Source organism: Spirulina sp. CS-785/01 (assembly GCF_028330525.1).
Taxonomy (GTDB): domain Bacteria; phylum Cyanobacteriota; class Cyanobacteriia; order Cyanobacteriales; family Spirulinaceae; genus JAQMSD01.
The window spans coordinates 1-25,199 of the sequence record NZ_JAQMSD010000113.1; the positions used below are offsets into that span (position 1 = coordinate 1).

Annotated in this window: 20 protein-coding genes; 15 read left to right on the forward strand and 5 right to left on the reverse strand. The window is 44.8% G+C overall.

Annotated elements, in window-relative coordinates:
* Positions 1–118: 118 nt before the first annotated feature.
* Positions 119–448: a hypothetical protein gene (locus PN462_RS06680; protein ID WP_272127259.1), complete on the reverse strand. Its 330-nt coding sequence runs from the start codon at positions 446–448 to the stop codon at positions 119–121.
* Positions 449–771: 323 nt separating this feature from the next.
* Between PN462_RS06680 and PN462_RS06685 the strand changes: the two genes are divergently transcribed.
* The 4 genes from PN462_RS06685 (at position 772) to PN462_RS06700 (ending at position 4,241) form a co-directional block, all read left to right on the forward strand.
* Entirely contained in the window at positions 772–1,608 is an 837-nt protein-coding gene (locus tag PN462_RS06685; RefSeq protein WP_272127260.1) for a photosystem II manganese-stabilizing polypeptide, read from the forward strand.
* A 309-nt stretch (positions 1,609–1,917) separates the two neighbouring features.
* Positions 1,918–2,685 (forward strand): RNA polymerase sigma factor SigF, encoded by a 768-nt coding sequence (locus tag PN462_RS06690; protein ID WP_272127261.1) that lies wholly within the window; start codon positions 1,918–1,920, stop codon positions 2,683–2,685.
* Between the two features lie 360 nt (positions 2,686–3,045).
* Entirely contained in the window at positions 3,046–3,888 is an 843-nt protein-coding gene (locus PN462_RS06695; protein WP_272127262.1) for a hypothetical protein, read from the forward strand.
* 68 nt (positions 3,889–3,956) lie between these two features.
* Positions 3,957–4,241, forward strand: a complete 285-nt coding sequence (locus PN462_RS06700) for a hypothetical protein (RefSeq protein WP_272127263.1) — start codon at positions 3,957–3,959, stop codon at positions 4,239–4,241.
* 2 nt (positions 4,242–4,243) lie between these two features.
* On the opposite strand, the gene PN462_RS06705 is transcribed toward PN462_RS06700, so the two are convergent.
* Complete coding sequence (locus tag PN462_RS06705; protein WP_272127264.1) at positions 4,244–5,203, reverse strand: MORN repeat-containing protein; 960 nt, start codon at positions 5,201–5,203, stop codon at positions 4,244–4,246.
* A 183-nt stretch (positions 5,204–5,386) separates the two neighbouring features.
* Between PN462_RS06705 and PN462_RS06710 the strand changes: the two genes are divergently transcribed.
* Positions 5,387–6,265, forward strand: a complete 879-nt coding sequence (locus tag PN462_RS06710) for a DUF4349 domain-containing protein (protein ID WP_272127265.1) — start codon at positions 5,387–5,389, stop codon at positions 6,263–6,265.
* A 185-nt stretch (positions 6,266–6,450) separates the two neighbouring features.
* Positions 6,451–7,443 carry a ketol-acid reductoisomerase gene (gene ilvC / locus PN462_RS06715; RefSeq protein ID WP_272127266.1) on the forward strand — a complete coding sequence of 331 codons (993 nt, stop codon included), beginning with the start codon at positions 6,451–6,453 and terminating at the stop codon, positions 7,441–7,443.
* A gap of 66 nt (positions 7,444–7,509) precedes the next feature.
* On the opposite strand, the gene PN462_RS06720 is transcribed toward ilvC, so the two are convergent.
* From PN462_RS06720 to PN462_RS06730, 3 genes are read right to left on the reverse strand one after another with little or no spacing between them, the layout of a single operon-like run.
* Positions 7,510–8,421 (reverse strand): sulfotransferase family protein, encoded by a 912-nt coding sequence (locus PN462_RS06720; RefSeq protein ID WP_272127267.1) that lies wholly within the window; start codon positions 8,419–8,421, stop codon positions 7,510–7,512.
* Between the two features lie 42 nt (positions 8,422–8,463).
* On the reverse strand, positions 8,464–9,615 hold the full coding sequence (locus PN462_RS06725) for a hypothetical protein (protein ID WP_272127268.1): 1,152 nt from the start codon (positions 9,613–9,615) through the stop codon (positions 8,464–8,466).
* Position 9,616: 1 nt separating this feature from the next.
* Complete coding sequence (locus PN462_RS06730; RefSeq protein WP_272127269.1) at positions 9,617–11,137, reverse strand: MBOAT family O-acyltransferase; 1,521 nt, start codon at positions 11,135–11,137, stop codon at positions 9,617–9,619.
* A gap of 127 nt (positions 11,138–11,264) precedes the next feature.
* Between PN462_RS06730 and PN462_RS06735 the strand changes: the two genes are divergently transcribed.
* The 9 genes from PN462_RS06735 to PN462_RS06775 all read left to right on the forward strand — a co-directional run.
* Positions 11,265–11,576, forward strand: coding sequence for a cupin domain-containing protein (locus tag PN462_RS06735; protein ID WP_272127270.1), 312 nt, complete (start codon positions 11,265–11,267; stop codon positions 11,574–11,576).
* 83 nt (positions 11,577–11,659) lie between these two features.
* Positions 11,660–12,082 (forward strand): GPW/gp25 family protein, encoded by a 423-nt coding sequence (locus PN462_RS06740; protein ID WP_272127272.1) that lies wholly within the window; start codon positions 11,660–11,662, stop codon positions 12,080–12,082.
* A gap of 167 nt (positions 12,083–12,249) precedes the next feature.
* Positions 12,250–14,445 carry a putative baseplate assembly protein gene (locus PN462_RS06745; RefSeq protein WP_272127273.1) on the forward strand — a complete coding sequence of 732 codons (2,196 nt, stop codon included), beginning with the start codon at positions 12,250–12,252 and terminating at the stop codon, positions 14,443–14,445.
* A 122-nt stretch (positions 14,446–14,567) separates the two neighbouring features.
* Positions 14,568–15,692, forward strand: a complete 1,125-nt coding sequence (locus PN462_RS06750) for a phage tail protein (RefSeq protein WP_272127274.1) — start codon at positions 14,568–14,570, stop codon at positions 15,690–15,692.
* A 95-nt stretch (positions 15,693–15,787) separates the two neighbouring features.
* On the forward strand, positions 15,788–17,215 hold the full coding sequence (locus PN462_RS06755) for a DUF4159 domain-containing protein (RefSeq protein ID WP_272127275.1): 1,428 nt from the start codon (positions 15,788–15,790) through the stop codon (positions 17,213–17,215).
* 55 nt (positions 17,216–17,270) lie between these two features.
* The gene (locus PN462_RS06760; protein ID WP_272127276.1) at positions 17,271–19,166 is read left to right on the forward strand and encodes a cyclic nucleotide-binding domain-containing protein; all 1,896 of its coding nucleotides are present in this window, start codon (positions 17,271–17,273) and stop codon (positions 19,164–19,166) included.
* 45 nt (positions 19,167–19,211) lie between these two features.
* Positions 19,212–21,116, forward strand: a complete 1,905-nt coding sequence (locus tag PN462_RS06765; RefSeq protein WP_272127277.1) for a cache domain-containing protein — start codon at positions 19,212–19,214, stop codon at positions 21,114–21,116.
* A 148-nt stretch (positions 21,117–21,264) separates the two neighbouring features.
* On the forward strand, positions 21,265–23,469 hold the full coding sequence (locus PN462_RS06770) for a WD40 repeat domain-containing protein (protein ID WP_272127278.1): 2,205 nt from the start codon (positions 21,265–21,267) through the stop codon (positions 23,467–23,469).
* A 31-nt stretch (positions 23,470–23,500) separates the two neighbouring features.
* A partial coding sequence (locus tag PN462_RS06775; protein WP_272127279.1) for a COG1470 family protein occupies positions 23,501–25,199 on the forward strand: 1,699 nt, incomplete at its 3' end.

The window sequence follows — 25,199 nt, forward strand, 5'->3', positions numbered from 1 at the left end:
AGGTAGGGGAGATGGGGAAGGTAGGGGAGATGGGGAAGGTAGGGGAGATGGGGAAGGTAGGAGAGATGGGGGAGGATAAGGATTGATTAATTACCCATTACCCATTACCCGTTACCCATTACCCATTACCCAAAGATTCATCAGACCCTTGAGGAGTCCATTCGAGATGGACAAGGAGCGATCGCAATCTCATCCGTTCAATATAAGGCCAACCTCCTTTTTCCTCAATTTGGCGGATGAGATAGGCTAACTCACGACGATTATCCGGTAAAGACGGCATAAACAGGTCTTCCCGAATTTCTCGGTGAACTTGTTCCAACTGTCGGAGCAAAGCCAATAAGGCTCCACTATTGCCCTGATACTTCTGAGCAGTTTGCTCAATTGTGTCTAGTAACGTTTTTAAATCCTGATCGAGAGAGGGAGAATCCAAGTTTTGCTGTGGGTACATGGTTTTATCAAGTTTATCTGGCTAGAGTATAGGGAAGCAACCGATCAATCAAGGAAATCTCTACAATAATCTACTTTTGACCTAGGGAAAGAGAACGCGCCCGTGTACAATGCTTTATGAGAACTTAACGATTTGCGGGCTAGCAATCTGAGATGGAGGTCATTGCCCAAGCCGATTTCCAAAACACGGAAAGCAGGTGGGGTTTTGTTGGTATCGGTTGAACCTAGTTAGCCAACACCGACCTCAACACCAGCGAGTCTCGTTCGCATCTCGATTCAGAGATTGTTTGTTTAGATGCAGAGATTGACAAAACGAGGTTAATCATGAGGTATTATCGCGCATTTATAGTGGCTTTTTTAGCCGTTTGTTTAGGGTTTTTAACCGCTTGTAGTGACGGGCCAGCCAATGCTACCGACCGGGAACAATTGACCTATGATGAAATTGTAAATACTGGACTGGCCAATGTCTGCCCTGAGTTGGATGAAACTGCACGGGGGTCGATTGAGATCAGTTCAGATCAAACCTACCAAATTACCGATATGTGCTTACAACCCCAACGCTTCTTTGTCAAGGAAGAAGGGAAAAAGCGCAGAGCCGAGGAATTTGTGGAAGGAAAAATCTTAACTCGCTCCACTACCAGCTTAGACCAAGTTGAAGGGACAGTGGAAGTCAGTTCTGATGGTGTGATTAGTTTTCAAGAAGAAGGGGGGATTGATTTCCAGCCCATTACGGTACAATTGCCAGGTGGGGAACAAATTCCCTTTATGTTCACCATTAAAGAATTAGACGCGAAAAGCGAGCCGGGTTTTGAGTCCATCAATACTTCTACGGATTTAAAAGGGGATTTATTTGTGCCTTCCTATCGGGGGGCAGTATTCCTTGATCCTAAAGGTCGGGGGATTGCTAGTGGGTATGATAACGCGATCGCGCTTCCCGCCAACGCCGATGGCGAAGAATTAACCCGGGCTAACCAGAAACGCTATCAAACCGGGGAAGGTGAAATGTCTCTCCAAATCACCAAAGTGGACGGAGAAACCGGAGAAATTGCCGGAAACTTTGTCAGCATTCAGCCTTCTGACACCGACATGGGGGCAGATGATCCCGAAGAAGTCAAGATTAAAGGCACATTTTACGGTCGTGTCGCCCCGAAAATTGACTAAAATTCGTTTCCTAAACAGGTAGTTGTGTGAAACTCCTTGGGGATTGGCCGTTGAGCCGATCCCCCTTTTATTTCAAGGAAAACACTGTTGTCATTTCCGCAATTTGCGAATTACACTCAAAGTGAGAGAAAAATTTGTCAAGATAGAAAAATCTGTCTTCCCTGTGCGCTAACCCCAATTTGGGTTGTGATAAAGATCGCACCTAGGATACAAAAAACCCTATATATCTGAGTAAGTCTTAAATTTTCCCGTTAAGATCAGCAACTCAAATTCTGAATCTATAGTTATTTATTTTTAGGGAATTGAATTATGTCCACCTCCATCGCCCGTGTAAAGGGTGAGAGCTTGCAACTCCTCCGAGACTATCAAAACTCCCCAACTGCCAAACTGCGTAACCAGATCGTCCAACTCAATATTGGCTTAGTCCGTAAAGAAGCTCATCACTGGGTGAACCAATGTAGCGAGAGTTATGAAGATTTATTACAAGTGGGCTGTTTGGGGTTAATTCGCGCGATCGAACGCTTTGACCTCTCCAAAGGTCACGCCTTTAGTTCCTTCGCGGTTCCCTACATCCGAGGTGAAATCCAGCATTATCTCAGAGATAAAGTTACCTCCGTTCGCATTCCCCGGCGTTGGTTAGAACTGCGTCAACAAGCCGTTAGAGTCTCCCGTAAGTTGCGTATAGAACTACAACGCACGCCTACCGACGCAGAAATTGCCGAAGCTCTAGACATTGATCTCAGGGAATGGCAGGAGATTAAACTCGCCTATAAAAATCGAGAACCCCTAAGTCTTGATGTCCCAGTCGGGAATGATGATGAAGGCACGACCAGTTTAGGGGAATTAGTCCCTGATCCCCAATATCGGAGTTTCCAACTGGCCCAAGAAGATCGTATTCGTCTGCAACAGTCCTTAGTACAACTCGAACAACGGACTAGAGATGTACTTGAGTTTGTCTTTCTCCACGACTTAACCCAAAAAGAAGTCGCGGAATTACTGGATATTAGCGTTGTCACCGTTTCCCGTCGCGTGAAAAAAGGCATTCAATCGCTGAAACAAGTGATGCAAAAAAATTAGAGAAAATTGGCATGATCTAGCTAAAAAGGGGCATCACGTAGGGTGCGAAGCGCGACAGCGTAACGCACCAAAAACTAACAAAACCCCTTTTGGTGTTGGGTTGCGCGATCGCTTCACCCAACCTACGAATCTTGCACCAAATTAGCTAAGACAGTCCAGTAGGTTAGGCCGCTAACCCCTAAGCGGTGACAGTAACGCACCAAAAACTACCATACATTTCAAGCAGTCTTGCTGTTTTGAGACCAATCAGGCCAATTCAGGGATTGTGAGAGAAAATCAAGGTAATATAAAGTGAACTGGTAAAAGTTCCACCGTCATCAGTCTAATCACTAGACATTGAATGGATTGAAGGGAAGTCTCATGAAAAAGGTTTCACTATTTTTAGGGTTGACTAGCCTCTCTCTCTTAATTGGGGGATGCGACGCACTCTCATTTCTGCCCTTTGTGGGGGGAGGAAGTGAGCAAACTGCCCAACAACAACCCCAAACCACCGCCTCTCCTCAACAAACCGAGCAAGTCCCCTTTGAAAATCCCGTGGTGGAAGGGGAAGAAGAAGAGACTGAAACAGATGGCGCAGAAGCCGAAGAAACCCAAGGCGACGCAACCTCCCCGGATGATTTAATTCCGATCCTCAGTAGTGATGAAGTGGCCCAAATGGGTTTGAAAGCTCAAGGTCGGTCTGATCCTTTTTCAACGTTACCTGTACCCCAACAATCTGCGCGATCGCAATCTCCAGAACTGCCCCGTCTTCCCCAGGCCAACCTCCCCCCAGTAACTGTCCCCAATATTCCCCAAATCTCCAGAACCGGTCCAGCACCTCGTGACCGAGATGGCACAGGAAATGGGAATGGAGGAGGCAGTGAAGCCGCACCGAATGGGGATGGCTCATCCAACGGTGACTTTACCCCTGATCTCCCCTCTCTCCCTGAACCCACATTAGCTCAGAAACTCGATGTCCGAGGCGTTGTCCAAGTAGGAGGTAAAACCAAGGCCATTGTGAAAAGTGAAGATGGCATGAGTCAGTACGTGGAGGCCGGAGAATATTTGCAAAACGGACAAGTTTTAGTGAAGCGAATTGATATTAATGCTGCACCTAACCCGGTTGTTGTGTTTGAAGAAATGGGTTTAGAGGTAGTGAAAGCAGTGGGAGAAAGCGCAACGGCTGAGGATTCTACGCCCAATTCATCTCAAAATGAAGCGTAAATAACGGTTTGTTATTTGTTGTTTGGGCAACTCTCAACTTATCAACTATCAACTATCAACTATCAACTATGTTTACCGTCTCAAAACCCACCATCCAACTGTGCTATCCCGATTTACCCTTAATGGTCTATCGAGAAATTGCGGCACATTTACAACAAGTCGAAAGCGTCACCGTTAAATTATTACCCCAGTCCTCACAAGAATTTAGTTATCAACATAGTCAAATTGAGGGATTAGAGGTAACAGGGGATCGAGATATCAATCCCCATTATCCTCAACAAGTGGAACAAATTTGTGAATTTTATGCCCAAAAATATGGGAGATGGCAAACGCTCACCCCTCCCGTGGCATAACTTTATATCCCCTGTTCTCCGGTATCGAGACCATCATGGGGAACAAATTCACCAAAGCGAAAACTCCCGGTTCTGACTTGGCCATTGGCATAAGTCATGCGGCCTATGCCATGAGGCAACCCAAGGCGTAATTCTCCGGTATAGCGATCGCCATTACTATAAAAACAGTTGCCATTTCCACTCAGGGTAAAATCATTAAATTCTCCCTGACAGCGACTCCCATCACTGTAATATAACGTTCCCGACCCATTAGGCTGGCCCTCATAAAATTGCCCTCTGTAGCGCGTGCAACGGAGTTGATCTCCCACCACCTCACAGTCTGGATAAGTAAACGTCCCTTGGCCGTGGGGATTACCGCCTTGGTAGAGTCCGTCATATCGCAAACACTGGCGACGGCCACCAAACTGCTGACAATTCCCATACACCATAGAACCACGTCCGTGGGGGCGACCATTCAACACCTGACCATAGTAGCGCATGGCCAGTTCACTCGCACTTTCGGCGGTTAAAATTGAAATCCCCTCCTCATCTCCAAAATTTCCCGTCGTTTCTAGGGTACTTTCAAATAAAAATAACCCAGTTCCGTTGGGTAGGCCGTTTCTCACATCGCCCTGATAGCGGCTATCATTCCCATAGACAAACTTCCCCTTCCCATGAGGGACACCATCGCGGAATTGGCCATCATAGACGCTGATGAAATTCCCATCGGTGGTTTCTTCATCAAGATTCGCGTAATAAAATACGCCTTGTCCTTCTCGGACTCCATTACGAATTTCTCCCCGATAGTAACCATCGGAATATTCGCAAATGCCCCGTCCGTTATAGCCATTGAATTGGCCTTCACAGCGTGTCCCATCGGGAAGGGTAATAATATATTGGGCTAAAGCGGTTTTGGCAAGGAGTCCCTGTACGCTGGTGGCTAACAGTAGCCCAACACCCAGTTGTAAGATTGATTTAAGCATAACTGTCCTGGTAAGTTGAATCGGTAACTGTCCAACTTATTTTTATTTCTCATCTTATCTTGCAGGAGAAAAAGATTTCAGAAAACCTAGGCTTCGTTACCAAAATGGCAATTTCTCCAAAAGGGGACACAGTTTCAGAAAGAGTAGTGGTGAATTGATCCATGATCGCCATAGGAGGTTATTATGACTCGATATTTCGGTGGCCGTGCTATTGCGCTGACTGTTTTGGCGACTCTAATGGTGGGGAGTTGCTCTAGTGGGGGGGTTAAAGAGCAAGCGGTTTTGAGGGAGCAAGGGGATAATTATGCGGCTGCTCCCGAAGCAGAGCAAACGACTGCTACAGGGGAAGGGGAGGCTGCTCGCGATGCTCCTCAACAAACCCCACAATTGATTAAAACGGCGAATATTGCGTTAACGGTGGAGTCGGTGACGGAGACGTTGGATGAGATTACTGAGTTGGTGCAGCAGCAGGGGGGAGATGTTTTGGAATTGCAGGACAATCAACCGCAAAATACGCTGACCCCTCATACTGCGTCGATGCAGTTGCGTGTTCCCCAGGGGAATTTGGAGGGGACTTTGGTGGAGTTGAGCAATTTGGGGAAGGTGGAGTCTAAGACAATTCAAGCGGAGGATGTCAGTGGTCAGTTGGTGGATTTTTCGGCGCGGTTGCGGAATTTGCGGAAAACGGAGGAGATGTTGTTGGATATTATGGAGCGTTCGGGGTCGATGACGGATGTGTTAACGGTGTCGAAGGAGTTGAGTAACGTGCGATCGCAGGTTGAACAAATTGATGCACAATTACAAGATTTACGCAATCGAGTGGCGTTTTCGACGATTTCAGTGCAGTTAGAAGCGACGGTGGCCACCCCTGGGATCCGTGAACCGTTGCGCGATCGCATGGGACAAACGTGGACTCGTGCCACTCACTCTGTAGGCCGTTTTACCACCAGTCTATTACAACTGGGGTTATGGTTAATTGCCTATAGTCCCTATTTGGCTATTTTAGCGGTGGTGGGTTGGCTGATTTATCGGTTTCGCAAAACTGTCCCTGATGAGCAGTAAATGCTATCCCGTAGAAACTGGGCTTCTCTCCCCCATGAGGCGACTTTTTCTCCCCTGAGCAGAAGAAACCGGGTTTCTCTCCCCTTCACAAGTCAACGGGAATCACGAAGTCGTCATGCCCCTAAATTTGGTATCATACAGAGTTCGCAGCATTGTCGCGCATAACAGTTGAGGAACTTTTTATTATGGCTCGTATGTATTATGACGGAGATGCCAATTTAGACCTACTCAAAGGAAAGACGGTGGCCATTATTGGTTATGGGTCTCAGGGTCATGCTCACGCCCTTAATCTTAAAGATAGTGGGGTTAACGTGGTTGTGGGACTCTATGAAGGGAGTCGCTCGGTTCAAAAGGCGAAAGATCAAGGATTAACGGTTCATACAGTGGCAGAAGCAACCAGTGTGGCAGATGTCATTATGATTTTACTGCCCGATGAGGTACAGAAGTCGGTCTATCAAAGCGAGATTTTACCCCATTTAACGGACGGCAAGGTGTTGGCCTTTGCCCACGGGTTTAATATTCATTTTGGGCAGGTTGTGCCACCCGATTTTGTGGATGTGGTGATGGTTGCTCCCAAGGGGCCGGGCCATTTAGTGCGTCGGACTTATGAGCAAGGGGAGGGAGTCCCCTGCTTGTTTGCGGTGTATCAAGATGCTTCTGGGCAAGCCCGCGATCGCGCCATGGCCTATGCTAAAGGAATTGGGGGAACTCGTGCTGGAATTTTAGAAACCTCTTTCCGAGAAGAAACCGAAACCGACTTATTCGGGGAACAAGTCGTCCTTTGTGGGGGGTTAAGTGCCTTAATTAAGTCCGGGTTTGAAACCCTGGTGGCCGCCGGATATCAGCCCGAATTAGCCTATTTTGAATGTCTCCACGAAGTTAAACTCATTGTGGATTTAGTCGTAGAAGGCGGTTTGGCGAATATGCGGAATAGTATTTCTAATACTGCCGAATACGGCGATTATACCCGTGGCCCCCGCATCGTCACCGATGAAACTCGTGCGGCAATGCGCGAAGTATTAAGCGAAATTCAATCGGGACAATTTGCACGGGAGTTTGTCTTGGAAAATCAGTCAGGAAAACCCGGTTTTACCGCTATGCGTCGTCAAGAGGCAGAACACCCTATTGAGGAAGTGGGCAAAGATTTACGGGCGATGTTTAGCTGGTTGAAAAAATAAACTCGCTCAATTTCTATGATAAAAACAAGGGGTTTTTATCCCTTGTTTTTCCTTTCATGGTAACACTTATCTTAACCAATGAGATAAATCTCGTTGAATTAAGTCTTGGAGTTTTAAAATATCGTCACGAAAATAAGGAATAAGCCTAGAGCGTAACTCAGGAGTCATTTTTGGTGGTGTATCTCGAATGCTCTCTAGCATAAAATTGGCGACAGGTTTGCGAATCGAGTCAGGGACTAAATTATGTAACATTTGTCTGAGAGAATTTTGCTTGATTAAAACATCACGAACTGTATTATTTTTCCAAACTACAGAAGTTTGATTAGGTCGCTGACACATATCTGGTGAAAAACTATCATCTATTTCTAAAAAATTAAAGAGATGCTTGAGAAAGGCATGAGGATTATTTTGCCAATCATCATATAAATAGAATTGTAGTTGTTGACGGTCAAAAAGACTTAAATAACGCTGAACTTGTTCAGAATATAAACCCACTTCTCGATAGTACCAACCCGGAGCCCAATAGTTTTGGCGACGTTTTTCTTCTTGCGCTAAGGCTTTGGGGAAATTTTTGATCCATTCTCGACCATTACGGCGAAAATGTAAATAACAGGAAAAAGCTCGGTTGATCGGATCACGCAAAATTGCAATTAATTTAGCATTAGGAATATAATGATGAATCCGTTGAGGGGTTTCGGGTATATAAAGATAGAGTGTTGATGCTTCGCCTATCCGTTTTTCGTCTTCTACGGCATTAAATAACTTTTGATATTCCGAAAGCGTAACAATAGACCCCCGATTTGTCCATGCTTGTTCATCCTTCGGACCAGAATAATCCGGCTGTTTTCCTTCAAAGGCAAAAAAATTGGGTTCTTTAACAGGACTCATATAAATTTCTGGATGTTGCTGAAGATACTCATAAAGTGCAGTCGTTCCTGATTTTGGCGCACCGAGAATCAAAAAGTTAGGTAAGGTCATAATTCTCAAATATTGATAATGTAATTTTTAAAAGTCTATTAGTTATTTATTATTATTTACTTGAGCTTGAATTTTATCAAGAAACTCGATGGTTTTCAAATTACTTTTTTCCCATTGTATTTGGTTTTTACGAATTTTAGCTAAATGATGATCTATATTATCTAAAGTCAAGAAAACTCCAAAATCTTGTGGAATTTCACTTGAAGATATAGTAAATACACGCTTAATAATTAAATTGCCAACCTGCTGAGTATAGTGGGAATTATCCCAATAATTGTTCATTTTTTTGTCTAATAATTCTGTTGTAACTGAATTGTATCCAGAAAAATCCCATACTGGTGTTATTTTAATAATTTCTCTTTTCCATTGCTCGAAAATTGGCCATAATTCCATACGCTTAATAACTTCCCATTGGGTTGCATGAGAGGGAGAAATAAAAATATTAAGGTTAATGTAGTTTTTTCGGCATAAAATTATAATATTTTTTAATTCTTTTAAGTATTTTTTTGAAAGTTGATAGTTTTTATATAAATAAGAAGATTCAAAATATTTACTGAGTGATAATTTAAATTCTTTTAATGTATTGGCTTTGATCAGAGATAAATAATCTTCATTGCGTGTTCCATTACTTAAAAAAACAGGAACGCTAACACCATTTAGATTAGAGTGAATGGTTTTAAAACTATCTAAGGTTGTTTTTAAAGAGAAGGTAATATCGAGAAGGTCTGAACCAATCATGTTACTTTGTTCTAGTCTCAATTCATTGAAATTATCTTTATTTTTCAAGTTGCCATTAAACATAAAAAAATCAATCCCAAGAAGCACTTGTTGTATATTTTTTTGATTAGTTATAGCGTGTTCTAAATAACGTCTAACTTCATATATGTTGGGGCCAGTAAGTGCTAAATTATAGATAGGACTCGCTGCAATTTCTTGTAAATGTGCAGCATTGATTCCAACATCGGTTCTTGATGAACCTAATAAAATTGTTTTAGGTTTTTGGTGAATGACATCAATTGCTTTAAATAAACGAATATGATTATCTTGTGCGGGTTTTTCTAAATTTAAAAATGTAAATCTTGGACTATTAATAACCCCGTAAGGATCAATTAGTAAATTAAAAGCGATAAAGATTAGGACATAAAATAAAGCACTAATCAACAAATGAACACTATATCTTGTGTATTTTTTCATTTTAAAATTGAAAATACAAAAATTCGGAAACTTGATTTAAGGAGAGTAAACATAAAACAGCTAAAAGACTGATGGTATAAGCAAACCATCGTTTCGGTTGAAAAGAGTTCATAATTTCTTGAGTATTGGGACTTTGAGTAACTATAATTAAAATCACAAAAAGAATCAAAATTGTTTTATGGAGTCCAATAGCAGGAAGATATTGAAAGTCTAACCAAGATTGAAACGTAATCCAATCCGAAGAAATAGAAGGAATAAAAGATTGATAAGCAGTTGGTAAAACTAAACCATTTAATCCCAACATGGTTTTTAGTAGGATAAAACCTTCCTGCAAATTGGGTGCGCGAAAGATAACCCAACTTAGAACAACTATTAAAAAAGTTAATAACCAACTGACTAATTTAGTCATGGTAATATTAAATTTATTCCCAACATTATTCACCACTAAAAATACACCATGCAACCCTCCCCATACTACAAAATTCCACCCTGCACCGTGCCATAGACCTCCTAATAACATAGTAATCAAAAGATTAATATATTGGCGTATTTTACCTTGACGGTTGCCACCGAGGGGAATATAAAGATAATCCCGTAAAAAATGAGATAAGGTAATGTGCCACCGTCGCCAAAAATCAATAATTGACGTAGCTTTATAAGGGGAATTAAAATTAATGGGTAATTGTAAATTAAACATCCAAGCAAGGCCAATGGCCATGTCAGAATATCCAGAAAAATCAAAATATAATTGAAATGTATAAGCAATTGTCCCCACCCATGCTTCTAAAAAGGTACTATCAAAGGGATTAGAAAACACCCCATTAACCCAAGGGGATAAATTATCGGCAACTAGAACTTTTTTAGATAACCCTAAAATAAATAATGTAACCCCCATAGTAAAATTTTTTTGGGAAAAAGCAAAAATACTTTTATCTTTGAGTTGTGGGAGTAACTCATTATAGCGGAGGATAGGCCCAGCAATAAGCTGAGGAAAAAAGGAAACAAAGAAACTATAAGACAAGAAGTTATATTGACAATTTTTAGTCTTGCCGTAATAGGCATCAACTAAAAAGGCAATTTGAGTAAAGGTATAGAAAGAAATAGCTAAAGGGAGAATAACTTGAGCTAAATTAAACTGAAAATTTAACCCTTGATTAAGAGAATTTAAAAAGAAATTTGTGTATTTATAATATCCCAGCAAGCCTAAGTTAACTAAAATCCCCAAAAACAGAAGTCCTTGAGACTTTTTGGACTTGGTGGTTTGCGCTTCAATATTCCGTCCTAACAGATAATTAAATGTAATTGAAAACAGCAACAAAGGCAAGTAATAAATATTCCAATAACCATAAAAAAATAAAGAGGCAACTGTAAGCCAAGCAATAGATAATTGAAATAATTTGAAGTGGGAAAAAAGGAAAAATCCTATAACAACTAGCGGTAAGAAAACTAGAATAAAAATATAAGAGTTAAATAACACAGTGCTTGATGGGGAATGAACAGGTAAAAGAGGACTATCTAGCATTTTACCGCTATCTGTACCCTTTTCAAGAAGACCCCTTACTCTGGGTTCACATCCGTTAAAATGGGAGAAGTTCGTTTTATTGTAGCTAGGTTGTCTAGATTGTCTCGTTGTTAATTAAATAAGTTTCATGAAACTCGAACATTGGAATCCTCAACAAGATGGCGAATTAACAGAACAAAAGATGCGCCAAAAGCTCGAAGAAAAGGGCTATCGTGTCTCCCGTTATGTGTACTCCCCAGGGACATTTTTCCCCAACCACAGCCACAGCATTGATAAAATCGACGGAGTGTTATCCGGTCGTTTCCGGATGACTATGGACGGACAAGAGGTTATTCTCGAAGCAGGAGACAGTTTAGAAGTCCCTCGTCATAAGGTACACAGTGCGGAAGTTGTGGGGAATGAACCTGTGGTGAGTTTAGATGCGAGTAACGGATATTAAGTACCTAGACCTTTGGAGAATTGTCATTGTGCTGAGGGATACCGTACAGTAACGGCTAATATTGGCTCAAAGTAGGTTAACTCATGGCAGAACCGAACCTTAACCCAACCCCTAAAACCCACCTTGGCACAGGGTTCTCCTTTCCGTTACGGCAAAATGTTCAAGGGAATCTAAAACTCAGTGCAGCAGAAACGAATATTGAAGAATCTATCCGTCTCATTTTAGGGACAAAGCGGGGGGAACGAGTTTATCGTCCCAATTTTGGGTCCCGCTTATCTGAGTTAGTCTTTGCCCCTATGAATAGCCAAACCTTACTCCTCACACGCATTTACGTTGAAGAAGCACTCACGCAATGGGAACCTCGCATCACTCTAGAAGGTGTTTACACTGAACCAGACCCGATTCGCGGTTGTTTAAAAATTATTATTAATTATCGTGCCAAAGATGCCCATGACTCTCGCAGTATGGTTTATCCCTTTTATCTTGTGCCGTCTCAGGAGTTGTAGGGAAGGGAGTTGAGGGTTGAACTACATTATGTGGATGGGGAGATGGGGGAGATGGGGGAGATGGGGGAGATGGAGGAGATGGAGAGTAACAACTGGTTACTGATTACTGATTACTGATTACTATTCCCTGTTCCCTTGTTCACAACCAATAACAAACAACAAAAAAAATGGACTTTAAATTTTTACCGAATTTACCGAAAGCTAATTTAGACGATCGCACCTACCAAGACCTTATAGAAGAATGTCTGCTGCGTATTCCTCGCTACTGTCCCGAATGGACTAATTATAACGCCAGTGACCCCGGTGTCACTCTTGTTGAACTCTTTGCTTGGTTAACCGACCAAATGCTCTATCGGTTTAACCAAGTGCCTCGACGCAACTATGTCACCTTTCTGGAAATGCTGGGGGTGCGGTTGCGTCCCCCCAAACCCGCTTATACTGATGTTACCTTTTATCTCAGCGCCTCCCTCAGTGAAACCTACACCATTGCCCAAGGGGTAGAAGTAGCCACCCTGCGCACTGAAAGCGAAGAAGCGATTATTTTTAGTACCGATGCCCCCCTCTCCGTTGGACTGCCTAGTGTGCGCCATTTGCTTACCGCAGAGGAGTTAGAAGAACGACCCACAATTTTGCGCGATCGCTTTAGTGGAACTTGGACCCTCCGCCCCGATGGGGAATGGCAAGGACTCGAACTCGCCTTTTTTAATGAACAACCCCAAGAAGGCAACTGTTTTTATCTCGTTTTTGACCCCGACTCCCTCATTGCCGGAAACGTCATCGCCGTCACCTTCAAAGGAGAAGCGGCCACCTCCACCGGGATTAACCCCGAAAACCCCCCGCGTCTCTGGGAAGCATGGAACGGGGAAACCTGGCAACCCGTCCTCCTCAGCGAAAACGACGACCACACCGAAGGCTTTAGTTTTAGCGAAATTACCCGCAACGGAGGCAACCCCCTCGAAGGGGCCGAAGTTGTCCTCCACTGTCCCCAAAGTTGGGCCATAGAAACCTTTGGCCGCTATCGAGGCCGCTGGTTACGCTGTACCTATACCCACACCACCCCCAACCAACCCGCCTATATTCGGTCGCCTCGGATTGTAGGGTTGAGTGTCCGTTCTTTAGGAGGAACAGTTTCCGCCACCCAATCTACCTTAATTAGTAACGAAATTTTAGGGGAAAGTGACGGCACACCTGGTCAAACCTTCCAACTGCAAAGCGCACCCATTCTTCCCCGCAATGAACAAGAATATTTATTAGTCACTCCCCCCGGAGGACTCCCCCAAGTATGGCAAGAAGTGGAAAACTTCGCCGACTCTGGACCCAATGACCTTCATTACACCCTAGACTCCCTAACCGGAGAAATTCAATTTGGCCCCTTAATTCGGGAACCCCAACAACTGAAACGCAATACCCAACAACTGGGCCGTCAAGACTTTTCACGGGAGATGGAGGCGTTTCCGCCGGATGAGTCAGACTGGCACGATAATTTAGAAAATCAATATGGGGCTGTTCCCCCTAGAGGGGCCGCGTTGATGATGGCCGCTTATCGCACGGGTGGGGGGTTACGGGGGAATGTGCAAGCGGGAACAATTCGCATTTTAAAATCGGCTGTGCCGTATGTGGCCCAAGTCACGAACCACCACCCGGCCCGGGATGGGGCCGATGGGGAAAGTTTGGATGCGGCAGTGTTGCGAGTGCCTCGGATGCTGCGAACCCGCGATCGCGCTGTCACCCCCGAAGACTTTGAAATCCTCGCTATTCAAGGAGGACGGGGGGCTGTTGCCCGGGCCCGATGTCTCCCCAGTACCAAAAAAGAGGAGGCCGGCATTGTCAACCTCGTTCTTGTCCCCCAAGCAGATACCCGTCACATCCAACGGGGTGAAGGACTTGATCCCAGTTATTTCTCCCTGTCCTCTCGTCTCGTTGAACAGGTGTTATCCTACCTCGATGAGCGACGACTCCTCGGAGTAGAAGTACGCTGCAAAGAGCCAGAATACGTCGGGGTAGCGGTACAAATTGAGGTCGCCCTTGAACCGGAATATAATAATCCAGGGGCCCAACAAGAAATCCTCTCCCGTCTGCAAGTGGCCCTTTATAATTTCCTAAACCCCATCACAGGCGGCCCAGAGGGGAAGGGGTGGCCTTTTGGTCGTCCGGTCTATGCGTCGGATATTTTTACTCTTTTTCAAGCAGTCCGAGGGGTTCGATATTTAGGGACGTTACAGTTATTTGAATTACGGCATCAGGAGGGAGAATGGCATCGTATTTTACCCAAAGAACCGATGATCGATCCCGGCCCCTTAGGACTCATTTGTTCTTGGCAAAACAGCCAAATTCGGTCAAGTCATGTGATTAATTTGATTTAGTAGATCATGGGTAATTGGTAATTGGTAATGAATAATTGGTAATTGGTGATGGATAATTAATTACTGTTCCCCGTTCCCTGTTCCCTTGTGTACAAACAACAAACAACAAAAAAAATGAAAAAATGACCAATAACCCAAGACAAACTCACGACACCTTACCCTTTCGTCTGCAACTTACTCCCATGCAACTGCCAGAGAGTGCCTATCAACCCATTGATGCACCGTGGGAGGAAGCGGAGTCTGCTTTGGGGAAAACGGGGGACTCCAAAAAACGGAAAGGGTGTGAGTTGGTTTTATATCCTGGGGAGTCCAGTGAAATTTTAGTGCAGTTGGAAAATTTGACCAATCAAACCCTGTCCGTTGAATTTACATTAGATGGGACATTTCCTCACCAATGGTGTCGTGTCCATGGGGAAGGCAATGAAATTCCACCGAGGGGGACGATGGAGGTGTTGCTATATTTTCACGTTGCGGCAGATTTTTTTGAGTCTCCTCACCATTGGCAGGTCGGTCAGTCTTTGGTGTTAGATTATCAAGGACAATTACAAATTCATTCCCAACTGCAAGGGGAGTCTGACTCCCAAGCGGAGAGTGCTAGGGACAGAAATCGGCAATATCATGTGACTGCTCCCTTTGCGTTATTTGTGCGGCCTCGCAGTTTATATTTGAATTATTTGCCGGAGTTATTTCGAGAGGTGGACTTTATTGGCCGCTTGTTGAAACTCTTTGAGGAAGCCTTTGAGCCGGATTTTAACACGCTGTTGAGTCTGTGGGGCTATTTACATCCCCTAACTGCACCTGAGGCCATGTTGCCGTTTTTAGCCCATTGGGTGGGGTGGCAATGGAGTCCCGCGTTGAGTCAGCAAAAACAACGTCGGTTAATTGCCCGGGCCATGGAATTATATCGCTGGCGGGGGACTCGCTGGGGGTTGCGGCAATATTTGCATTTTTATACGGATTTACCGTTAGATGAACATCTTCCGGAGGCGGAAAAGCATATTTGTATTCAGGAGTTAGGCGGCCAAGGCTTTGTTTTAGGGGAAGCGGAGATGGGGGGAGATGCGTTGATTGGTGGGGGACAACCCTATCACTTTATTGTCCGCTTGCGGCATCCCTCGGATCAATGGCTTGATGAACGTCTCATTCGTAATGTTATTGAACAAGAAAAACCTGCGTTTTGTACCTATGAATTATATATAGTAGAGGAACGAGAAAATGCGGCGGAATTACAATCGAGTTCAACTTAGGTCTATTCAGTGGTCTAGGTGGAATGGTAGGTTGTGGTGCAGTAGATGTAGATGCTGTTGTTAGCTTTCCTTGATGTTCTTTTTTCCATAAATCCATGACACAAAAGTGGTTTCCTCCCCATTTACAACCGTTTCAACGCCTACAGGTGACAGATGGGTTATTGATGAATGCGGAACGATGGCGAATGGCCCACGGTTATCATCGCCAACGGACGAATCATCATTATCAGTCTTTGAACCAAGCAGGGGTTGTGTATGGTTTGGGAGTGAGTGTGATTGAACCTCCAGAAGATGTGCGATCGCAATATCGAGATGCTCGATGGTTACAGATTCAGCCAGGTTTGGCTATTGATCACCAAGGGAATTTTATTGTGATTCCTGAACCTGTGGAGTTTCGGTTGGCTTCGGAAAATAACGAAACTCATCCCTTAATGGTGTATTTGGTGGCCCGGTATGTGGACCCGGAAACGCTACAACGCCGACAGTCTGGGGAATTAGTGCAAGAAACCTTTCGGATTGATGAAAAAACGGCCCCGCCAGGGAAGGGGGATGTGGAGTTGTGCCGTTTGCGCTTACCTCCTGGGGGGAAGAATACGAGTTTACCGCTTATTTTGAGTAATGCGGAGAATGTGTTTGCCCCCAAGGAAGGCCAGCCCAATTTATTATATCGACCTGCCGCGCGATCGCGGCCTCAATCCCTCTTAAAAGTTGCCCAAATTCAGCATTCTAGCAATAGTTTTCAGGCCGCAGAAAAATTCCAGCAATTGAATGAGTTTCTACACACGGTAGAGTCTCTCTATCCGGCCATGATGCCTGAACATTCGCTACATCAGGTGAGTTTACTGGGACCGGGGAATAGTTCGCAAAATCTAGAGTACGATTTGCTCTATTTTCCCACTCAAGGGGAGGTGACGTTTACGGAGGAGGAAGAAGAAAGCCTCAAACGGCATTTAGAGGCCGGGGGAGTGGTGTTAATTGAACCGGAAATTCAAGGGACTCCGTTAGAGGAATTATTACAGGTACAGAAGGATTTACAAAACGCGATCGCAGCCACGGAAAAAAATCCTGATTTTGCCCAATCCTACCAAGAATTAATCACCGAATACAACGCCCTACAAATGACCGTAACCAGTCAACTCCCCCAAACCTTTGCCGTTTGGGACCGGTTGGCCCGGCAACAAGGCCATTCTCTAGAACCCTTAGCCAACCTCAATCACCCGTTACGTAAAGAGCCGTTTCTCTTTTCCACCCTGCCCATTATTCATAATTCCCTCACCCATCTCACCATTGCCGGAGGGATTATTATTTTATTAGGGAATCTGTCTCTCGCGTGGGCGTATAATCCCAATTATATTTTCTCACGGGAAATGACTCGCAGTTCCCAAGAATTGGGGGTCAATCTCTTACACTTTGCTTGGCGACGGAAACAACTGGTGCAATGGCAAACCCCTACTCAAATGAGCGACCAAACTAGGGGGATTCCTGAGCAACCAACCGCCAGTTTATCCCTCGAAAAATCCTAACATTTTACGCAATCTTACGCGCTTTTCTTGCATTAATCACCACCCTTTCAACACCATGCCTGGCCTCACCCTTCGCCAAAAAATTCCCCTCTTAATTGTCAGTCCAATTTTGGCCGCAGTGGCTTTAATTACTGGATTTGGCTATATATATGGGCAACGGGCAGTTGATCAACTCGCCCAAGAAACCACCCGGAAAAGCACCAATGCCATCTCCTCTCACCTGCAAAGTTATCTAGACCGCCCCCATCAAGTTCTTGCCATTAACCAGGCCGCCATTGTAAGCGGACAACTTGATCCCACTGATAATGAAGCCTTACGTAAATTTGCCTTTGAAATCGTCTCCCGTGGCCCCAGAGACTACTTTTACAGTACACCCAGTGGGCGATTTTTGGGCATTGAACCCTATCAAGAAGGAGAATTGATGTACTGGCTACGGGACGAAACCACCGCCCCCAATGCCGAAATTTACCGTCTAGATGAACAAGGCAACCCCACAGAAATCGAAGAAATTACCCTCTTTGATCCCCGTCAACGGGACTGGTATAAAGCAGCAGTGGCCGCCGGAGAACCCACTTGGAGCAATATTTATCTCTATGCTAATCGGGCAGTGTTAGGAATGGGGGCAGTTTTTCCCTACTATGAAAATGAAGAACTCCAAGGGGTATTTCTCGTTGATATTACCTTATCAGATATTAGTGATTTTTTACAAGAATTAAGTATTTCACCCAACGGAGAAGCCTTTATTATTGAACCCGATGGTAAATTGGTGGGGAACTCTCTAGAAGTCGCTAATTTTCTTGAACAAGGGGACTCTGCCGTTCGTCTCAATGGACAGGAAAGTAATAACCCTTTCATTCGAGAATTAACTCAAGTCATTCTTGACGAATATGCCCCTCAAGGTCAGAAACTAGAAGCCCTGCAACAATTTAATTATACTGTCGAGAATACCAGTCAATATGTTGGGTTAATGCCCTTTACGGATAATCGTGGTTTGGAATGGTATGTGGTGGTTATTATTCCTAAAACAGATTTTCAATATGTGATTAATGCCAGTACCCGTTCAGCTTTATTGGTGGGAATTATGGTCGCATTATTGAGCATTATTTTAGGGTTATTGGTGGCTCGGTCGATTGTTAAACCCATTGAAGCTCTGAATTATGCTGCCCAATCCGTTGAAGATAATCAATTTGAACCTGATGTTTTAAATCCAGTTAGTCAACGAAAAGATGAGTTAGGACAACTGGCCACTGTTTTTCAACGAATGGGAGCAGTGATTATGTCTTCCCAAGCGAGTTTAAAAGAGCAAATGTCCACTCTTGAAATTGAAGTTGCCAAAGCTAAACAGAATAGTCGCCACGCGGGAGATTATAACGAATTTCATATTCATGAATTATTGAAGCGATCGCGGCAAGTTCGTCGGAAAATGGGACACGAACAAAACCTCTCTCATTTACTCCGACAAGTGGTTTACTTCTCTGAGTTTCAAGACAAAGATATTGAGAAATTAATTGCATTAGGCAAAAAAGAAGAAGTCCCCGAAAATACGTATTTATGCCGAGAAGATGAACCCGGCGATGCGTTTTATATTATCTTAGAAGGGGCAGTAGAAATTTATGTGGAAAAAATCAATAAATTTTTAACGCAACTCTCCTCCGGTTCATTTTTTGGTGAATTATCTCTATTATTAGGTATTCCCCGCACTGCCACCGTCCGCACCAAAGAAGAAACCGTCTTATTCACCCTCGATCAAAAAAGTTTACAAAAATTACTAAAACAATATCCCAATATGGCCGAAAATATTGCTCAACAATTGACCCAACATCAAGAAGAATTAGCATCTCGGAAAGAAACCTTTAAGAAAATGGGAATTATGGATGATGAAGACGCATTTAACAATAATCCCCTCCAATGGATTCGGGGTCGCTTAAAAACCCTTTTTGCTTTATCTTAATGAATAGACCATGCTTAACTTTCCCTAAAATGTAAATAAAAATTCATGTTTTCCCTCTCAATCCGCCAAAAAATACCTTTATTAATTGTTTTGCCGATTTTGTTGGCTGTAGGGTTAACTGTTTTTTTTAGTTACCGTAATGGTCAAAAAGCAGTTAATAAATTGGCAACACAAGGTAATCTTAAATCCACGCAAGCGATTAGTGCGCATCTCCAATCCTATCTCGAAAGTCCCTATCGACTGTTACTCTTTAATCAATCCTTGATTGAGAGTGGGCAACTGAACCCAAATAATGGCGATCAACTGCGTCAATTTGCCTATGAATTAGTTCCTAAAGAAGCTGCTACTTTCTTTTATGGTCAGCCGACGGGGGAATTTATGGGGATTGAGTCTCACCTTGATCAACCGATGGCCTATTGGTTGCGGCCTCCAGGCCCGTCACAAGACAACCCCACCACCGAAATTTACACCCTAGATACCCAAGGGAATCCCCAAACTCTCCAAGACACCATTTTTTATGATCCGCGACAACGACCGTGGTATCAAAAAGCTGTGGAATTGGAAGAATTTACTTGGAGTCAAATTTATGTGTTTGCCCAAACCAACGATTTAGGAATGGGGGCAGCATTTCCTTACTATAACCCGCCAGGGCAACTCCAAGGGGTCTTTTTAATTGATGTCACCCTTTCTGAGATTAGTGAATTTTTAGCCGGATTAAGTATTTCCCCCCACGGAGAAGCCTTTATTATTGAACCCGATGGTCAAATTGTGGCGAGTTCCTTTGATGTGGACACTTTCGTAAAAAAAGAGGGTGAAACTGTTCGTATTAATGGGGTGGAAAGTGAGAATAGTTTACTACGAGAAATTAGTCAGGTTTTATTAGATCAATATGGTAAAAATATTGATGAAATTGAGGGGATTCAACAATTTACAGTCACCATTGAGGGAGTCCGCCAATATGTAGGTTTTGTTCCCTTTAAGGATGGCCGAGGGATTGAATGGTATGTGGTGGTTGCTATTCCGAATACAGACTTTCAATATATTGTCAATGCCACCATTCGTTCGGCTTTAATTGTTGGGTCGATTGTGGCGATTTTTGGTATCATTCTAGGGTTGATTGTAGCCCGTTCTATTGTACAGCCCATTGAGTCTTTAAATCATGCTGCCAACGCCATCGAAAATCATACATTTGAAGCGAATTTATTAGCGCGTCTGGTGCAACGTCAGGATGAAATTGGCCAATTGGGACAAGTTTTTCAAAATATGGGACGAGTTATCATGGCCTCCCACACGAATTTAAAAGAACAAATGTCAGCTTTAGAAGATGAAATGGCGAAGGCCAATCGTCATAAAAATAATGGTCAATACGATTGGGGGAAAATTGAGACGGTTTTAGCGCGATCGCGGCAATTACGACAACAAAACGACTCAGAAAAACAGCTTCCTAACCTCCTCCGAAAATTAGCTTATTTTGCCCATTTAAGTGAAGATGAGTTACAAAACTTAATAAACCTCGGAGAAAAACGAGTTATTCCCCAGAATACTTATATTTATCGAGCAAATGAACCCGGAGACACATTTTATATTATCTTAGAAGGATCAGCAGAAATGTATGTTGACCCCATGCACAAATTGTTAAAACACCTGAGTGCAGGGGACTCCTTCGGCGAATTCTCCCTATTATTGGGAATCCCCCGAACGGCCACCGTGCGCACCAGCAGCGAAACGGTATTATTTGTTGTAGATCAAGTCATTTTACAACAATGTTTACAAAAGTTTCCCAATATGGCGGATACTCTTGCCCAAGAACTGTATAACCATCAAGACGAACTCACATCTCGTAAAGACCTGTTAAAAGAAACCGGACTCTTAGAAGATGAAGAAAGCTTTGATCAAAACCCTTTAACGTGGATACGGGGCAGATTAAACACCATGTTCACCCTCTCATGAGTGCCGAACCGTAACTTCCCCAAGCTGTATCTACCATGCAACCGGACTGGAATTGTAATGGAATTGGGGAGTTAACCCCCACATCCCATAAAGCTCCTTAACCCATTGATGGTCAAGTAACTGCATTAATTATCAATAGGATGAATTCATGGCTGTTAATACCATAAAAACTGAAATATTTCCCAAAGAATTATCCTTTAAACCGGGGGGTGATCCGGTTTATCTCACAATTACAGTAGTTAATGACAGCGATCGCTTTGCCGGATTCCAAGTCGATGTCACCGCAGCCGGAACCGATCAAAACCATCAACAACATTGGTACACCATCACCCCCGAAGTCAGTACCAAAAAACCCCCAGGGGATCAAACCCAATTTCAAATCAAAATCCACGACTCCCCCATCCCCGGATTTGTCGGCCTCATGAACCTCACCGTCCGCATCTTCTCCACCGAATTAGCCGACGAAGAACGACAAACTCTCCGGATGCAAGTGGAACAAGGGAACTTAGCCCTCCCCTTAAAATTAACCATGCCCATCCACGACTTCACCATGGCCGCCAACGATGCCATGGCCATCCCCGTCGAAGTCTATAACCCCTCCCAACTAGAAACCCAAGTCCTCCTCCAACTCCAAGGACTCGACCCCGCCTGGTTAGAAAGCAGCGAACGACGCTTCACCCTCAAACCCGGCCAAGAACAAGAAGTCAGCTTCACCTGTCAACTCCCCGGCATCACCCAAACCCTCAGCCAAACCTATCCCTTTCAAATCGAAGCCACCCACAGCAACGGCCCCCCCGCCCACATGGAAGCCACCCTCGACATTTCCCCCCAAGGGGCCATTGATTTCCAATGCGAAGAACGGGAAAAACGCATCCCCGCCAAACGTGCTTGGCTACCGGGTTGGCAAAACCCCCCCGTCACCTACCAACTGACCTTCCACAACCGCAGCAACCTGCAACAAAAAATTAGCCTCGAACTCCGCAACGAAACCCCCCCCAAATGTGACCTGAAATATTTTCCCGATGTCCAAAACCTCCTCCCTGGGGAAACAGAAACCATGGAAATGCAAGTCACCGCCCCCCGGCCTTGGATTGGACGATCAAAACAACTGGTTTTAGAAACCCGGGCCAACCTCTCTGATCAACGAGTCGGCAACACCAACCCCGGCCAACACAACCTCCGTCTCAAAGTCGCCCCCATCATTCCCCTCTGGTTAGTGATTGTCGCCATTCCGGGTTTACTGTACTTTATCTGGTCTCTCCTCTGGTTAAACCCCAACAACCCCAACTGGGGACATCAAGCGGCGGTGAATAGCGTACAACTGAACGGCGTTGCCAATGATGCCGTGAGTGGGTCCAATGACCAAACCTTACGGACATGGCACGTGCGGGGCTTTTTCAGCCTCCTGGATAACCCCGAAAAACAGATATTAGGCCAACCGAATAAAGCGGTTCGCGTCACCCGCTATCGTCCCGTGGATAATAATATGGTGGCGGCAGGGTTAGAGAACGGCGAAATTCAAATTTGGAGTATTTTAGAAAAAAATGCCCTTCTCGATCGCTTTGTTTATCAAACTGACGATCGCGTTTTAGACCTTGAATATACCAGTGATTCCCAAACTCTATTTAGTGGCCATGGGAGTGGGGTCGTGTTGGAATGGGATGTGAATTATTCCCTCGACGACCTGCAAAACCAAGAACAGCCCCCTCGGACTCCCGTGAATGTGAAACAATGGGACTTTGCGGTGTATGACTTGGACTTTGTTACCCCCGCAGAAGATATTCTGGCGATCGCAGGACGCTTTAATCAACTCATCCTCTGGAATCGAGAAACCGACCAAATTCAGCCCATCCGCTACGAATATCCTGGTGGCAAAGATGATTATATTTTTAGTGTAGGGACCGCCTCCCTCCGTCCCGGTTTAATGGTATCCGGAGACAACCAAGGTCGTATTATGCTCTGGAATTTAAACCGATGCTTAAACAGCGATCGCAGTTGTGAAATCCTCGATCAATGGACCGACGGCCACAACGAAGAACCCATCCGAACCGTTACCCTCAGCGAAGATGGGTGTTATTTAGCCACAGGAGGAGATGATGGCCGTGTAGTCCTCTGGCCGCTTTCTCGGGCCGGAACTCGCAGCAGTGAATATCCCACAGGCATTGAAATTGACCGTTCTTTCCCTGAACGAGTGAGGGGGTTCTTTAGTCCCAAAGTCTATCCCAAAATTAACAGTGTTCACATGAGAATTGTCAATCAATGGGTGTATATTGCCAGTGCCAGTGATGACACCCAAGTCCGAGTCGAACGGCAAAAACGTCTTAATTTGGGCTGTGATTTCGTAGATGAATAATTAATTATTAATCAATCATAAACAACAAAAAATGACAGACAATCCTCAAAGTATTGCAGACCGGAAAGAACACGCCAACGCCATTGGCGGCCCTTTTGGGATTATTCTCAATCCACTAGGAGATATTGCTGTCACGGCTGGAGAATCCTGTGACCTGAGTATTACCATTATTAACGATGCCGATAAAACCCCCCTCGTTAATATCTTTGTCGATGAAACCTCCCAACCCGTTCGGGACTGGTGTGTGATTCCTGAACAACGGTTAGCCCTAGGAGTGGGACAAAGTAGTGAAATTACCTTTCAATTTGAAATCCCCATTGAAACCGCTTCTGGGAGTTATGGATTTGTCGTGGTAATTGATGCCCCAGACCACTATCCCGAAGATACTCCCATCTTACTCCAACAACGGATTCAAGTCTTGCCCTACGTGCAAGAAGCCCGATTAGCCAGTGACCCCACCTTTACCCTACAACCCCCCACCCGGTCCGACCAACCCATCCCACTGCAACAAGGACAACCCCTCGAACTAGCCGTTTTAGTAGATAATCGTTCCGACCGCGTTGATCGATTTCGTCTCCTCTGTCCGGACCTCGACCGGGACTGGTATCAAATTATTTATGAAGATGATTTCTCCCTAGGAGGACTGATCATGGGAGAACAATATTTAGAACTCAACCCAGGGGAACAGGGGGTCATTCGCCTCATTATTACCCCTCCCTTGAATACTCCGGCGGGAGTCTATACCCCTACCGTCTCCCTCAAATCCTTAAATAATCCCGATTTAGTCCTCTTAGATGTCGTTTATTTGCAAATCCTCCCCGTTTACCTCCTCACTGCCGAACTGGTGACACTGGTGGGGCGCATTCGGCGGCAAAATGCAGCCTTTACCCTCTTTTTAAAAAACCAAGGCAACACCCCTCGCAGCCTACAAATTGCCGTTGCTGGGGCCGATGAGGACACCACTTGCCGTTATACCGTTGAACCGGAAGCCATGGACATTGCCCCCACCGGGTCCGGGGCCATTGCCATAGAAGTTGCCCCCCTGAAACGGTGGAAACGCCCCTTTTATACTAGGGTCATTGACTTTAATATTCGCCTGAGAGACTTGGACGGCCATGCCCTCCCTAGCGAAGTGTTTCCAGGTAGCGTGGTTTGGGATGGGCGGCCTTGGTGGCAATTTCTCATTTTAGTCTTATTAGCGATTGGCGCGATCGGGACATTAATCTTCCTCATTTGGTTATTCTTCCCCCGTCCCCCCTCCCCCCCCGAAATCCTCGAATTTTCCCCCCAAAGCAGCTTCTACGAAGAAGAAAACGGCGAAGCCGTTCGCCTCAACTGGCAACTCAGCAACCCCAACCGCTTAAAAACCATCACCGTCCAAGGCGTTTCCCCCCAAGGACTGGTGATCAGTCGGCCCGTAGAATACGACATGACCCAAGGCATCCCCGAAGCCTTAGCCGACTTTTGCCAAATCGAGACTATTTTAATCTGCATCAACGTTCCCACCGATGCCCGGAAACCTGGGGATTATATCTTTAAACTCACCGCCGCCCCCATCCCCCAAAGACGGAGTGGACTATTCGGCAGACTATTAAGCCGCATCTGGCGGACCCGTCGGAGTCCCGTCAGCCTAGAAACCAACATTGTCCGCATTGATGCCACCCCCACCCCAGAAGTCCTAGACTTTTCCCCCACCCAACCGAACTATACCTTCTCCCTCGCCCCCAACC